Source organism: Bacillus sp. lyk4-R2A-2 (genome assembly GCF_030209735.1).
GTDB lineage: Bacteria > Bacillota > Bacilli > Bacillales > Bacillaceae > Bacillus > Bacillus pumilus.
Genome location: NZ_JARVRK010000006.1, coordinates 157,621 through 172,783 on the forward strand (window position 1 = coordinate 157,621; position 15,163 = coordinate 172,783).

The following is a 15,163-nucleotide window of genomic DNA, read 5'->3' on the forward strand; positions in this document are numbered from 1 at the left end:
GAGGAGGGATGATAAATGGATGATGAGCTGCGTCACATCCCGCAGCCAATTCGAGAGGATGGTGCTGGTGCCACCGATCTAGGCCCGCGGGACGTCCTTCGAGATATCGAGAACCCAGATATGCTTGTTCCACCTAAAACCGATGCCGGAATCATTCCTAATTTAAAATTTTCATATTCCGATACACATATGCATTTAAATCATGGCGGCTGGTCGAGAGAAATTACGAAGCGAGAGCTGCCTGTTTCCACAACGATTGCGGGTGTCAACATGCGGCTGACTCGAGGCGGAGTGCGAGAGCTCCATTGGCATAAGCAGGCTGAATGGGCGTATATGATTTTAGGAAAAGCCCGCATCACCTCTGTAGATGCAGAAGGGCGAAATATGATCGCTGATGTAGCAGAAGGAGATTTATGGTATTTCCCCCCAGGTATTCCGCACTCCATTCAAGGACTTGAGGACGGGTGTGAATTTCTTTTAGTCTTTGATGATGGCGCTTTTTCTGAATTTGATACGTTCACCATCACAGACTGGTTTGCCCATACACCGAAAAACATTCTCTCCGACAATTTTGGCGTTCCTAAGAAGCTGTTTGACCATATTCCGAATAAGCAGCGCTACATGTTTCAAGGCTCTCCGCCAGCATCAATAGAAAGCCAAACGGTATCTGATCCATACGGAAGCATCGAGCCGCCATTTACGTACCAGCTGCTTCGCCAAAAACCGCTGACGACCTCTGGTGGAACTGTCCGCATCGTCGATTCACGAAACTTCCCTGTTTCAAAAACCATTGCAGCTGCGCTTGTTGAAGTAAAGCCTGGCGGCATGAGAGAAATGCACTGGCACCCTAATAACGATGAGTGGCAATACTATTTAACCGGTACAGCCAAAATGACGGTCTTTGGAGCCGGGGGCACTGCCCGCACCTTTAATTACAGAGCAGGTGATGTCGGATATGTTCCTTTTGGTATGGGACATTACATCCAAAATATCGGCCAAACGAGCCTTTGGTTTTTAGAAATGTTTAAAAGTGATCGCTTTGCAGATATTTCGTTGAATCAGTGGATGGCCTTAACACCTCCTCAATTAGTGAAAGAGCATTTGCATGTAGATGATGCCATGATTCGTGCGCTTCATAAAGAAAAATCACCTGTCGTGAAATATAAGAGATGATGCGCATCAAAAAACCGATCAAGCCGTACTGATCGGTTTTTTATAAACAAATTTTAAGAAACTGTCGAAGGATGCTGCACTTTTTTCCCCCACACGATGGATGCAATGAAGCTTATGCAAAGCACCAGTGTTCCGAGCATAAAAGGAAACTCAATATTCACATCAAATAAAATGCCCGCAAGGCTCGGTCCGACAATATTGGCAAGGCTCATAAAGGATGTATTGAGGCCGCCCGCTACTCCTTGCTGATTACCTGCCATTTTGGACAGCAATGTATTGAGGGCTGGACGAACAAATGATGTAGCCGACAAAAATAAAATAGAGCCTGCAAAGATTAGCCAAAAGGACGGCGCAACACGGCAGACGATGAGCATCAAAGCCGCTCCTAGCAGTGCATAACGCACGACGCGCATTTCACCAAATCGTTTCACAGAGGCATTCACCAACGCACCTTGGACAAGCACGCCTGCAAGACCCGCAACCGTAATCACAAACGCAATATCCTTCGGTGTAAATCCATGTTTTTGGTCTACATATAAGCCGAAAATCGATTCAAAATGAATGATGCCAAAATTGAGGACAAACGCCAATATAAACAAAAAACCGTAGGATGTCTTTAAAGCTTGCAGCATTTGTACAAACGGGTTGAAATGAATGTCTTTGTTTAACCTCGCTTCTTCCTGCTTTTCCTTTGTTAATGTTTCAGGTAAAAACAGTATGGACAATAGGGTAGAAAGAGCTGCAAAGGAACCTGCGATGAGAAAAGGAAAAGCGATTCCGTACTCGACCAAATAGCCGCCTACGCCTGGTCCAATGACAAAGCCTAACGTCATTGCAGCACTAAATAGCCCCATTCCTTTCCCTCGATCCTTCTCACTTGTGATATCAGCGATGTATGCAAACATGGCTGGCATGAGTAAAGCCCCGGCAGCACCACCTAAAAACCGAGACACAAACAGCATCCAAAGCTGATCAGCAAATGCAAAAATAAACTGGGCAATCGTAAAGCCGGCAATCCCCGCAATGATCAATTTTCTACGTCCAAATCGATCGGTCAGTGCGCCTGCAACCGGCGATAAAGCAAACTGTGTAAGACCTGTTGCAGCGACAAGAAAACCGAGTGTTTTTCCTGTTGCTCCAAAGGCTTCAATGTAACTTGGCATGACAGGGACAATGAGGCCAAAGCCAAGCATGGCAATAAAAATATTGAGCATCAAAATGTATAATCTGCCCATTTTCTTCATATCAAAAAACCTCTTTCTGCAAAATAAATGAAAATGATGACAAAAATGATCAGAACTTCTTCAGTATAGCGATATCACTGTCTATAAGTCTAGTTTTTCAAAATTTAGTTTTCTTTTCCAAATAAAAAATACCCGCAAATAGCGAGTATCCGTATGACTTTATTCACCTTGTTCATAGATAGAAAGAGCCGCCTGAAGCCCTGCGCCGCAATGGATAGATGCACCATGCTTGATTAAAATTGCTTCCAGCCCTGCTAACACAAACAGCACATTTTCTTTTCGGCAGCTATAGCCCATTGTGCCAATTCTCCATATACGTCCGGCTAGCGGTCCAAAGGAGCTGGCAATTTCGATACCAAAATGCTTAAGCAGATCGGCACGTACCGCTTCTCCATCCATACCACTTGGAATCTCAATACATGTCACAACCGGCATTTTACAATGTGGATCACCGAACAATTCAAGTCCCATCGCTTCAAGTCCTTTCATCAAGGCCTTCTCGTGATATGCGTGCCTTTGGAAACGCTCAGACAGACCTTCTTCCAGCACAACACGAACCCCTTCTCGAAGTGCATAGAGCATCGTTGTCGCTTCTGTATGATGATTTAATCGCCTAGGGCTCCAATAATCCTGAAGCTGGCTGAGATCAAAGTAATTGCTTTTAATTGGAGAAATATCCATTTGCTCCTGCAATTCATCCTGTGTCGCAATTCCCTTTTCCACTTTCTTTCTCGATTCAACGACAGCTGCCACCCGGTCATTATACGTGATAGGGGACATGCCTGATGGAACAGACAAGCACTTCTGCGTACCGCCAATCGCCGCATCAATCTTCCATTCATCCACTTTCACCTGAACCCCGCCAATGGTTGCTACAGCGTCTACAATGAACAATGCATCCAGTGCCCGGCACGCTTCACCAATTTGCTCAAGTGGCTGCAACCGCCCGGTGGATGTTTCACCATGGACCATCGCAACGATTTTAGGCTTGACCTGCTTCATTTTCTGAATGATATCACTTGGGTCAAAAACGGTTCCCCATTCACATTCCATTGTATGTACCTCAGCACCATAGCGCTGTCCTATTTCAATGAGAAGATGACCGAACCGGCCAAAGACAGGCACAAGCATCGAATCTCCCGGCTCAATGACACTGGCAAGCACAGCTTCAAGCCCTGAACGAGACGTGCCGTCAATTGGAAAAGCCCATTCATTTTCTGTTTGGAAAAGGGACCGCAATAAGGTCATCGTCTCATTCATGATATGTGTAAATGCTGGATCAAATTGACCGAGAATTGGCGTACTCATTACACGGAGCACCCTGGGATCTACTTCAACAGGTCCTGGTGTCATAATCGTTCTTGAAGGTATTTGCAGTTCTTTCACGTTATCCATCCTTTCCCTTGCTGTCATCCTATATGCCCACTTATACAGTAATGCTGATAAAATAGCAATCTCTTTTCCTATGAACTCATTACATAAAATTTACGAGAAATCCATTTATTTCTTTCTGACATTATGATAGAAATAAAGAGAATACATTCCCTATCGAGGAGGAAATCGAATGAAGAGAACCTTATTTGGAACTGTGGCTGCCGGAATCATGATATTCGGTACGTTAGCCGCCCCGCTGCCGCAAACTGCGAATGCTCAAAGCTTTACTTTGAATGAACCGAGTCAAACCATCACATTTTCCCCGTTACAGCTTCAAAACGAAACATCTACACAACAAGCGAAAACAACCGCTACAAGTCAAATCGATTCCTATTATCAATCTGCTAATGGCAAATCAGGAACCGCTTTAAAAAAAGCTTTACACGATATTATTGATGATCATAAGCAGCTATCCTACAGCCAAGTTTGGGATGCCTTAAAGAAAACAGATGAAGATCCAAAAAATCCAAACAACGTGCTCTTGCTCTATAGCGGTGTCTCCCGCTCAAAGCAATCGAATGGCGGAAATGTTGGCCAGTGGAACCGGGAGCATGTGTGGGCTAAGTCACACGGCAATTTTGGGACAAGCCAGGGCCCTGGTACAGATCTCCATCATCTGCGAGCAACAGACGTGCAAACGAATAGTACTCGTGGAAATTTAGATTTTGATCTGGGCGGAAATGAATACAAGGGAGCGCCGGGCAATTTTTACGATAGCGACTCATTCGAACCTCACAGCCGGGTGAAAGGGGATGTGGCAAGAATGCTCTTTTATATGGCGGTGCGGTACGAGGGCGATGACCGCTTTCCAGATTTAGAATTAAACGACAAAGTGAATAATGGTAGCGCCCCTCTTCACGGCAAAATGTCCGTACTTCTCAAGTGGCACAAACAAGATCCTGTCGATCAAATCGAACGAAACCGCAACGAGATCATTTATGAAACGTATCAGAACAACCGCAATCCCTTTATCGATCACCCAGAATGGGCAAGTGCGATTTGGGAATAAAAAAGAAAGGCACTGCTACGAACAAGCAGTGCCTTTTAAAATAAAATGACTTCACCGCTCATACACATTCTGGATATTCCGTTATTCCTTAAATTCACTAATGATTATTCTCTCTAAATTTTTATCTAAGTAGAAAAATTCTATTTTGATATCATGCTCCGAATCCTTATAACCTATTATGTTATATCCTTGGTCATCGTCTCTACCGTATGTATTTTCACCAAAATAATCATATATATCTTTCTTAGTTGAATGAATATTTATTGTGTTGTTTATATTACTTTGATTATTTTCTAAAGAAATTGCCACTATTTCTTTTCTTCTATTCACTTTAAAATAATTTGAATTTGAAGTTTTCATCCATTCATTTTCACTGCTTTTTTCCTTTTTCAATCCCAACTTCAAATGTCCTACCTTTAATTCAGTCAGATTTGTATTTTTTACTGTAAGAAAAGAAATTTGGTTTTTAAGTGGTTGAATAAAAAACAAGCCCACGATGATTGTCATCATAAAAATGATACATATTATAATTTTTTTCATATGAGTTCCTTCCATAAAAATATGAGATGATGAAATAACAAAAAAACTTTATTTAATTTTACACCTAACTATTTAAACCAATAAAAAAACACCTTCAGTATAAGGTGTTTTTTTATTTTAGCGGACAGACAAGACAATAATCGAGACTCTCAGATTTTTTCTCGAGCTTATAATACATACAGCAAGTCTTTCGGTTGGATGTTTCTAGTAAACTGTCATCTAAGTTTAAGCTGTGATGAAATGGATTTTGTTTTGCTCCAAATACATCACCAGCTGCTTGCTTCAGATACAGATAATCCTCTCGCACGCGCTGCTTCACCGCAGGGTCTTCAGCCTCTCGCATCATGCTGCGATAAAGAGAATTGATGCGAACTGCTATATTTTCCCACAAAATGGTATACGGAAGTCTTGACGTACGCTTCAGTACATCTAAAAGAGGTGTGACACACTCCGTAAACAGCGCATGCACAACCTGCTCTCTCCATTCATTCCGATCTCCTTCTAATGGAACAAACGAACACAATGACTCATCAATTTCGATTTTCCGATCCTCTCTAAAGACAGATGCCTCTGGTGGAAACTGATAAACACCGTCATACAGCGTCAGCATGTACAAAGAGGAACTGACCGATAAGTAGGCATAACGCTTTGAAAACATCGACGCTGCTACCGCCACATTCGGTGCATGCATAGCTTCCTTTTCAGCCTCTAATAAACGCAGGACAGATGCTTCTGAAAAAAGCGCAGCAAGTGTGCGATCAGATGTCATTGGTCCATTTGTGATGTGTACCCCGAAATCAAGTAATTCTCTCTCAACCCACTCTGGCCTCATATCAAAACCTCCATCTTTCGTTTATCGATTTCTCTGCTGGTATAACAAATAAATAAAGAACGGTGCCCCAATTGCAGCTGTGAATACACCTGCTGGTACATCTAACGGTAGAAAAGCCGTTCTAGCGACTAAATCTGCGAGCATCACGAGAATACTTCCAACAAGCGCAGATGCCGGGACCAGCGCAATGAAGGAACGGCCGATGATCATCCGTGCAACATGCGGCGCCATCAGTCCAACAAATTCAATACCGCCAGCAAAGGCAACAGCAATCCCTGCCAATGTCACACTCATCAGCAGAAAGAATAACCGTTTTGCCTGCACTTTTACCCCGAGACCTGTTGCAAGATCATCTCCAAGCTCCTTCACATTCATCGTTCTTGCTAACACCATGACAATCGGTAAAATGATCATGATCCAAGGAAGCATCGACGTGACGTCCTTCATCGTAGAACCATATAAACTGCCTGTCAGCCAGATATATGATTTTGTCGTTGTCATCGTATCACTAAGAACAAGAGTAAACGTCACACACGCCTTCATAATGGCAGAAATCCCAATGCCCATTAGGACAAGTGTGATCGGCTTGACCCCTTTTTTCCATGAAAGCAAATAAATCAGACACGAGACAGCAAACGCACCTGCAATCGCCCATAACGATTGATACGCAATAGGCACAGTGCCCATCCAAAAAACAATAAACATAATCGCACCGAACGAAGCACCACTCGTAATCCCGATGATGTCAGGCGATGCAAGCGGATTGCGAATTAACCCTTGCAAAATAAGCCCTGATACCGCAAGTGCGGCTCCCACTAAGACAGCCAGCAATGTTCTTGGAATCCTCAGTGTATTGAGCACAAAGGTATTTCCCTCTCCCTGACCGATTATATGAAGAAGCACATCCACAGGCGAAATAAATCGGCTGCCCATACAGAGACTGAGAATAAACAACCCAAAAGCAATGGCCGTCAATAAAAGTAAAATCAAAAACGTCCGCTTTGAAAATTGAAATGAAATGCGCCCGCCCTTTGAACGCACTGTATATGTTTTAGCCACCTGTCTTCAACCCCTTGCGCACGAGATAAACAAATAGAGGCGCTCCTGCTACCGCCGTCATGACACCAATCGGTACTTCCTGCGGCATGATCAGAAAACGAGCCGCAAGGTCTGCGACAAGTAAAAGCGACGCCCCCACTACGGCACAATACGGCAGTACCCAGCGGTGGTCAGGTCCGACAAGCTTTTTCACAATATGCGGCACTAGAAAACCAACAAATCCAATCGATCCTGCGACAGCGACGGAACCACCCGCTAAAAAGACGACGAGAACTCCCATCGTGATTTTCAGCGCCAGCGTACGTTGACCAAGTCCCTTCGCAATATCATCTCCTGACAAAAGGACATTGATGGAACGTCCAAGAAGCAGCGCCACAACTGTCGCACCTAAAATATAAGGCAAAACAGGCAGCAGCATATCAATGCTTCTTCCAGAAACTGAACCCGCCATCCAAAACAGGATGCTTTGAATCGACTGTTCATTCACGATTAAAAGACCTTGTGTAAAGGACGCAAACAGTGCAGATATCGCCGCACCTGCAAGGACAATTTTGACCGGTGTCAATCCATCTCTTCCAATAGAGCCCAAGAGAAAAACGAGCATCCCTGCAATTGCCGCACCTAGAAAGGCTGTCCACATATAGCCTGTTAATGACTCTGTTGAAAAGAAAACAATTGAAATGACGATAAAAAATAGTCCACCTGCATTAATTCCTAACAAATCTGGCGCTGCAAGCGGATTTCTTGTTAATGCCTGCATCAGTGCACCTGAAATCGCTAGACTTGATCCAACAACTGTTGCAATTAAAGCTCTTGATAATCTGGATGTCATGACAATGACACTGTTTGGATCCGATTCATCAAAATGAAGAAACGCATGGATGGTGGCTTTGAGGGAAATCGAGGTTTGCCCAAGAGAAATGCTGAGTATAAAAAAGACCACCATCAATACGACGAATCCAGCAAACAGCAGCGCCTTGCTCGAATCCTTTTTTAATAAACTTCTCATCTGATTCCCGCTTTCAATCTGTTATGGAAAAAGGAGAAAATGGTTTTTCACATTTTCTCCTCTGTTATCCTTATTTATCAATTCCGAGACGATCATCAATATCATCAAGCATCATGTTTGCAGCGATAATACCGCCGCCCATGTTCCAAGTGATTTCATCCACTTTATGCACTTGTTTCGCTTTCACTGCGTCAAGCTGCTTCCATAAAGGATGACTCGTCCACTCTTTATATGCTTTTTCAACGGCTTTATCCTGATCATCCATGAAGTAATAGATCACATCTGCATCCATTTGCGGAATGCTCTCTTTGTCTGTCAGTGTAATGATGTCTTGCTTTTTATCTTTGACATTCTTAGGTCCTTCAAAGCCTAGCTCTGTTAAAATTGACCCTGCGAATCCAGTTTGATAGATTCTAGCATGATCTGCACGGAAGTTCACTACAGACACACTCATTGGCCAGTTTTTGATGTCTTTTTTCGCTTTTTCTTTGAAGTCAGCGACGCGGTCATCCCACTTCGTTAGCAATTCTTTTGACTTGTCTTGCTGGTTTAACGCTTCACCCATTAATTTTACTGTATCTTTAAATGTGAACACTGTTTCTGTTGCAACAGTTGGAGCGATTTCTTTCAGCTGATCAAAAATTTGCTCATGGCGGACTTTTGATGCAATGATCAAATCTGGGTTAAGCTTTTCAATTTCCTCTAAGTTTGGCTGTATTTCCTGTCCAACAATTTTGACACCCTTTAAATCATCTCTTAAATATTTATACGTAGGTGCTTCAAGCCAAGATTCTACAACACCCACTGGTTTAATGCCCATCGCGACTGCTGCATCTGTTGCTCCTTGGTACAGCGTCACCACACGTTTAGGCGATCCTTTAATTTCAGTTGAACCGATAGCGCTTTCAACAGTTCTTGCTTTTTCTTTACTGTTTGACTTGCCTTCACTGCTATTGCTGCCGCAAGCTGCAAGTAAAACGATGGAGAGCACAACTAATAGCGACCAAAAAGATTTTTTGAACATGTACCTCACCTATCCATTCTATATGTAGTCATATCGTTTGATAACGATTCTCATTATCACACTATGATTTTATCATAGAAAAGGATGGTGTCAATGTAAATTTTTAAGAAAAAGGGAGAGTGTTGACTAGTTGTTCATACTAAATAGAACGATTCCACATTTGGATGGTCCTTCCAATCTGTTTTCCCGCTTCTAGTAACACCGACAAATGGGTATGTCCATCCATCACTTCATAGACTGATTGTTTTCTGATCGTTTCATCGGGCAGCTCATGATAGGCAGGAAATTTTTCTATATCATACAGCTCATCCTCACTTCCTACTAACATCGCATATGGCCGATCCATCATCGCAAATTGTTTTTTAGGTGCAGATGGGGTTAAGGCAAGTGCTAGATTGACGGTGATGGCTGTCAACAAAAGCGGATCCTGCTCGACTGCCCATATTGGATAGTGAAAACGAACGGCTTCAGAATGACTCATCAGCAATCCTTTTGTCATGGCAGACAGAACGAATTTCCATACTTGAACGGTTGCAAATGGGATTTGATTAGGGCTCGCAGTGCCTGATTTATAGCCAAATTCAGGGGCAATAAAAAAGTAACCGTCTACTTCTCTTTTTTTCGGCCAAGATAGGTAGTTTAGCAGTAATCCCGCTCCAGATGAATGCCCGCTTAGATAAACAGCTCCTTTATGCTGCTGTTTGACCATATTCACAAACTGCGAAATATCGTGCCACACATCTGTGACACTAGGTGTATCACCCTTTTTTCCATCAGAATAGCCGTGACCTCTTAAATCGATTAAAAACGTATTCACATGAAAATCATTTTGCAGCGTATAGGCGATATGCTCGTAACCAGCTAGGCTGTGAGCGCCTCCACCATGGATCAAGATGACATTTGCCACGTTCTTTTTTTCTGCTAAAAACGGATAATACGCAAGGCTTGTGCCGTCGTGTGATGGCATGAATTGTCTTTCTGGAATATGAACAGGAGCTGCCTGCTGCATACTTGTAAATGAAAATGGTTCTGTCTTCGTGTCTGTCAATTTTTTCGCTCCTTCAAACAGAAACGAGAATGGCAAGCGATACTGGCCATTCTCATGACTACATTCTATTAAGTAATATCCCGCAAAGGAAAGGTCTTGCTTTGAGTAATGGCAACAATTTGTTTTAACGCTTTTTATGCTTCGGGTATAGGAAAGACGTAATTTATTTCATAGCTTTTCATGCTTTTTTGGGCAGTGCAATGACAATATTTCTATAAAGCTTTTTTAATTTTCAGCATCAATTTCTAAGTCCGCATTTAACGATAATTCTTCATGAACAAATCCATTGATATCGTTCTTATTTATTGTCCTATTGTATACCAACTTTTAAGTAACAAGTAATGAATTTATTATTACCCACTATGGCTTTTTAGCATTTCAATAAAGAAAAATATCACCATTCTCTTTATACATATTATTGTGACCGCTGAGCGGAATGAGATACTTTTTTTCTAGTTATGATGACATGCTTTTTTCCAGTTAATGATGTTCATTTCACCCGGCGGTCACAACAATAAGCCATATGCTGATGAATTTCAGAAAAACAATCATTTTTTTATGATTATCTATATGTATTGAATCTAATTGTTTACTAAATATACATTTTCTATTTTTGTTATAGACTTAGATTGCAAACTGTGATTATCCATTTCTACGTAAAGGGAAAAATCATTGTTTTTAACAAAAATTATATCGCTTCCATTATTAAGTTTTATTTTTAATGCATTGCCTTCTTTTTGAGTATTACGAAAGGTATTCTCAATCATATTGTAGTCTAATTCAGTCCACTTGCCATTGATGATCATTTTGGTCATCCCCATTATCTTATGACTGATACTATTGGGGATCATTTTCTTTTGAAATTTTTCAGAAATATCTTCGTTATCTAATTGCTGAAATCCAATTTGAAAGGCCTCTTTTTCAAAATAAGGTAAGTACATGTTTCTCCATCGTGATGAAATTTTAAGTAGTCCAAATAATTTATATTCGATTCTTTCTGGCGTTTGTACATCAAATGCTTTGTCTAAAAGCGATTGATGTAAATAATCAATATCTGATACATCAATCATTAAGCATATTGCTCCTCTTGTGCCTCGATTATACAACTCTGTCCAATCTTTTTTCCAGCCACCGCCATCCTTCTGTGTTATATTCACTAATTCAAGATACTCCTTTCCAATCCAAAGATTGCTTATTTTAAAGCCTTTTGTTCTTTTACCTTTTTTAGGTGCATACGGAAAACCATTTTGTTGTATCATATCTATCATTTTTTTGTCTTTTTGATATTTCTCATCAACATTGATAACAATATGATCGATTTTATTCATCGGTTAACTCCCTCGTCTTAATTAAATGAATAGCTTCATAAAGATACTTCATTTTCATTTCTTCCATTTCATAAATGTAATCAAACGTTAGTCTTGTTAATGGAGGTAGATTCATTTGTTTCTCTTTTTCTTCTTCACCCTTTTCTATTTCTGCTAAATGTCTTTTTTGCGCTTCAATTTGAATATTTAATGATTTAACAGCTTCTTGTTTTTCAATTTCGTCAGCAAACATTAGTCCAGCAAAAAGTTGAGTTGGATAAGTATTTTGAGATTCTACAAGACATTTCATCACACATTCTTTCTTGTGTTCTTTTCCAAGTTCTGTAATTTTGTAAATTTTAGTACTCTTTTTCCCTACCGTCCTAGTTTCACAAACTTTTATATAGTTTCCTTTTTCTAATTTATTTAGCGCATAATAGATTGAGCCAACTAGAATTCCTCCCCATCTATCGACCATTGTATTTTTTAAATTCTGCTCAACATCATACCCTGACATCGGTTTCATTGATATTAATCCTAATATATATAAGTCCGTCATCAGATTCCTCCTATTCAATATCTATTTACACAATACTCAACATTGAGTATTATTTCAAGATTAGATTTAAATTTTCTTTCATGCTAAGCACTTTTTCAGAGCTCTCAAAAAATCCTGTAAGCAAGCGTTAGCGTGATGTTTATAGAGGTGTGCAATACGATGAGTGAGCCACCTTGATCAAACAAAAAAAAGACGAACGGCAACCGTTCGTCTTCTTCCCTCACTTCACTTCTTCATGCTCCTGAACAGCATGTCGTTTACTGGCAATAAAGAGTGCAACGGTCATGGCTAGAATGGTCAGCGCCCACCAGAAGGTCGATACAGCCTCTTTATGATCGATGATAATCAAACGGATGACGGCTGTGATGCCAATATAAATAAAATAGCGAAGCGGAAAATGAAAGTTTGATTTAAAGTACTTAATAATTAAGGCAATAAACTCAAAGTACATAAAGAAGATCAGCAGCTCACCAAGCATTTCATAATAGCTTTCTCCTTTGTTGACCACATTCTTGTAGACAAATTGGACAATATACCAAGTTTCACTAATTAAGAGGACGCTTAAAGCAAGGGCTAGAAAGAATAGACAGATATTCAGAAGACCTTGCAAGAGATCGGGTACCTTTTGGAAGTTGTTGAATCGTTTCATTAGATTGTCTCTCCATTCCATGTTATTCATTTGTCATCTATATTTTGAAGTGCCAGAATCGCAGCACGATGTAGTGAACACCACTTTTTTCCATCTTTTCAAACTGCCCGTGCATGCGGGACATCATTCGTTTAATGCTTCGTTCACCAAGTCCAGTGCTTTCCTGCGTGTCATTTGTCTCTTTTATCGCATTGCTCACATGGATCTCAAAGATTTCTTGATCGGATAGAAACGTGAGATTGATGTCTTTTTTCGGATCGGCGTATTTCAGTATGTTCGACATCAGATTATCAAACACTCTGCCTAGCTCCTCGACATTCACGTTGATATAGCTGTCAGGTAGCTCTCCTAAAAGATGAACCTTGAATGTCTCTTGCTGCAAGATCGCCACCTGATCTGATAGGAGATCGTAAATGACCTCTTTGACTGCAACGGTCTCAAGCTCAGGTTCATGTTCTTTATCAAGTAGAAAATAGGCAAACAGATTATCGGACAGATTTTTCAATTGCAGTGCTTTTTCATAAGCACTTGCTATATATTGATCTTTACGTGTATCCGCCCCATCCGCCTCTTTTTTCGCAAACTCTAAATTCATCATTAGCGATGTCAGCGGTGTTCTCATATCGTGTGACATTTCAGTAACCAAGCTGTGACTCTCTTCTTGTAGCTCGTCAATGGCTTGGAGCTTGTCCAGAAAAGCTTTACGAAGTTCCTCAATACTTTTGGCAATCATCGCTAATTCATCATGCCCTTTCACCGTCATCTCATAGTCCAGCTCGCCGCCTTCAAGAATATGAATGTCTTGGTGAATCGTTTGCAGGTAGCGTAAACTTTTGCGAATACCAAGCAGAACAATGAGGAGAAAAATAAGCGTCGCCCCAAGCAGCTCGAGTGTAAAGGCGAGATCGTGGTAACGAGACGAATAGAAACCATCCACCATAACCCGGCCTTCACCATCGCTAAACTGAACTGGATACGAATGATGCTCAGCGTACTGGGTCACCTTTTCTTTTCCATACGCCGATTCATCAGCAGACGAATAGATGGAGTCATATTGCAGCACTTCATCCTTGAAGATGGTCAAATTAATGTAATTCTCTTTTTTCACCCACTCACCAAACGCTTGTCGATCTGTAGAAGACAGCTCATTCTCAGACACATAGCGGCTGAATTTTTGAATATATCTGGCTGACTCCGCCTCGTAATACTCGTCCGAACTCAAATATCCGTCAATGAGGTCATCGGTGATCTTTTGCAGCGTCAAAAAGACAAGTCCACTCACGACCGTAGCTGTCAAAATCAATAGTGCTAGCTTTTTGGCTAGTGTATATTTACGATGTGCCAAATCGGTATCCTCTTCCCCATTCTGTTTTGATATATACAGGACGTGCAGGATCATCTTCAATTTTGGCACGCAGCTTTCGAATATGCACCATCACCGTATTGTTGGAACAATAGAAATAAGGCTGTCCCCATACACTCTCATAAATATTTTGGGCTGAAAAGATTTTGTTTCGCCTGCTCATGAGCAGCTTCAACATACGATATTCTAAATCAGAAAGCTTGATTTGTTGATTTTCTTTCCACACTTCATTAAATTCTTCGCTCACCCTTAGCTTGCCCCCAGCAAGAAACGTTTCTTCCTGTTCCTTCTTTTCCTGATAGACGGTGTACCTGCGTAATTGTGCAATGACTCTAGCATGAAGCTCCTCTTGTGAAAAGGGTTTTGTCATATAATCATCCCCGCCGGCAAGTAAGCCTTCGGTTTTATCGAATGTACTTGATTTAGCTGTTAGAAATAGAATCGGGACGTTAGAAGAGGCTCTCATTTGCCGGCACGTTTCGATGCCTGATATGCCTGGCATCATCACATCCAAAATCACCAAATCGAGCGAATCGTCCGCAAACTTCAATGCTTGCTCGCCATTCATCGCTCTTTGCACCTCATATCCAGCACGTGTAAGGGATTCCTGCAAAAGGTCTCCAATATCCTGATCATCTTCTACGACTAATATTCGATGCGTCATGTTTCTCTCACCTCATGATACGTGATGTACTTTCTTTTATGTCTTTACTATATATCATCTAGCTATGTGAAAAGATACAGCAGAAATCTTAACAGTTTATGAATTTGACCATCTTCCATCAATTTGTCACATTTATTTTCAAAAAATTGGATCTTCATAAATTGTTAAGAATTGGGACGTATATTGATTCATTGTAAGGATCGATGGATTGATCCGAATGACATTTATCATAACAAGAAAAGGAGCATG

General features: G+C 41.1%; 15 protein-coding genes. 2 read left to right on the plus strand and 13 right to left on the minus strand.

Features of this window, described 5'->3' with window-relative positions; all coding sequences use genetic code 11:
* Positions 1-15 precede the first annotated feature (15 nt).
* Positions 16-1,173, plus strand: coding sequence for an oxalate decarboxylase family bicupin (locus QRN39_RS11735; protein ID WP_226803990.1), 1,158 nt, complete (start codon positions 16-18; stop codon positions 1,171-1,173).
* Positions 1,174-1,226: 53 nt separating this feature from the next.
* Here QRN39_RS11735 and QRN39_RS11740 read toward each other — a convergent pair whose 3' ends face one another.
* Positions 1,227-2,417: a tetracycline resistance MFS efflux pump gene (locus QRN39_RS11740; protein ID WP_003213581.1), complete on the minus strand. Its 1,191-nt coding sequence runs from the start codon at positions 2,415-2,417 to the stop codon at positions 1,227-1,229.
* Positions 2,418-2,576: 159 nt separating this feature from the next.
* On the minus strand, positions 2,577-3,812 hold the full coding sequence (locus tag QRN39_RS11745) for a pyridoxal-phosphate-dependent aminotransferase family protein (protein WP_050944684.1): 1,236 nt from the start codon (positions 3,810-3,812) through the stop codon (positions 2,577-2,579).
* A gap of 169 nt (positions 3,813-3,981) precedes the next feature.
* Between QRN39_RS11745 and QRN39_RS11750 the strand changes: the two genes are divergently transcribed.
* Positions 3,982-4,860 carry an endonuclease I family protein gene (locus QRN39_RS11750; RefSeq protein ID WP_284907312.1) on the plus strand — a complete coding sequence of 293 codons (879 nt, stop codon included), beginning with the start codon at positions 3,982-3,984 and terminating at the stop codon, positions 4,858-4,860.
* 81 nt (positions 4,861-4,941) lie between these two features.
* Here the strand turns inward: QRN39_RS11750 and QRN39_RS11755 are convergent, their stop codons facing one another.
* From QRN39_RS11755 to QRN39_RS11805, 11 genes are all read right to left on the minus strand, one after another.
* The gene (locus tag QRN39_RS11755) at positions 4,942-5,400 is read right to left on the minus strand and encodes a hypothetical protein (protein ID WP_003212829.1); all 459 of its coding nucleotides are present in this window, start codon (positions 5,398-5,400) and stop codon (positions 4,942-4,944) included.
* A 112-nt stretch (positions 5,401-5,512) separates the two neighbouring features.
* On the minus strand, positions 5,513-6,232 hold the full coding sequence (locus QRN39_RS11760) for an IucA/IucC family C-terminal-domain containing protein (protein ID WP_284907313.1): 720 nt from the start codon (positions 6,230-6,232) through the stop codon (positions 5,513-5,515).
* Positions 6,233-6,253: 21 nt separating this feature from the next.
* Positions 6,254-7,291, minus strand: a complete 1,038-nt coding sequence (locus QRN39_RS11765; protein ID WP_003212627.1) for a FecCD family ABC transporter permease — start codon at positions 7,289-7,291, stop codon at positions 6,254-6,256.
* A complete protein-coding gene (locus tag QRN39_RS11770; protein WP_003213394.1) occupies positions 7,284-8,300 on the minus strand; it encodes a FecCD family ABC transporter permease in 1,017 nt (338 codons plus the stop codon). The genes QRN39_RS11765 and QRN39_RS11770 overlap by 8 nt, the downstream gene beginning before the upstream one ends.
* A 70-nt stretch (positions 8,301-8,370) precedes the next feature.
* Positions 8,371-9,324 (minus strand): ABC transporter substrate-binding protein, encoded by a 954-nt coding sequence (locus QRN39_RS11775; protein ID WP_253622261.1) that lies wholly within the window; start codon positions 9,322-9,324, stop codon positions 8,371-8,373.
* Between the two features lie 139 nt (positions 9,325-9,463).
* Positions 9,464-10,372, minus strand: a complete 909-nt coding sequence (locus QRN39_RS11780; RefSeq protein WP_284907314.1) for an alpha/beta fold hydrolase — start codon at positions 10,370-10,372, stop codon at positions 9,464-9,466.
* 581 nt (positions 10,373-10,953) lie between these two features.
* Positions 10,954-11,700, minus strand: coding sequence for a transporter (locus QRN39_RS11785; RefSeq protein WP_284907315.1), 747 nt, complete (start codon positions 11,698-11,700; stop codon positions 10,954-10,956).
* The gene (locus QRN39_RS11790) at positions 11,693-12,238 is read right to left on the minus strand and encodes a PadR family transcriptional regulator (RefSeq protein WP_284907316.1); all 546 of its coding nucleotides are present in this window, start codon (positions 12,236-12,238) and stop codon (positions 11,693-11,695) included. The genes QRN39_RS11785 and QRN39_RS11790 overlap by 8 nt, the downstream gene beginning before the upstream one ends.
* 220 nt (positions 12,239-12,458) lie before the next feature.
* Positions 12,459-12,887: a phosphate-starvation-inducible protein PsiE gene (psiE, locus tag QRN39_RS11795; RefSeq protein ID WP_003212694.1), complete on the minus strand. Its 429-nt coding sequence runs from the start codon at positions 12,885-12,887 to the stop codon at positions 12,459-12,461.
* 37 nt (positions 12,888-12,924) lie between these two features.
* Positions 12,925-14,232 (minus strand): HAMP domain-containing sensor histidine kinase, encoded by a 1,308-nt coding sequence (locus tag QRN39_RS11800; protein ID WP_284907317.1) that lies wholly within the window; start codon positions 14,230-14,232, stop codon positions 12,925-12,927.
* Positions 14,219-14,914, minus strand: a complete 696-nt coding sequence (locus tag QRN39_RS11805; RefSeq protein ID WP_284907318.1) for a response regulator transcription factor — start codon at positions 14,912-14,914, stop codon at positions 14,219-14,221. Before QRN39_RS11805 ends, QRN39_RS11800 begins: the two co-directional genes overlap by 14 nt.
* Positions 14,915-15,163: the final 249 nt, after the last annotated feature.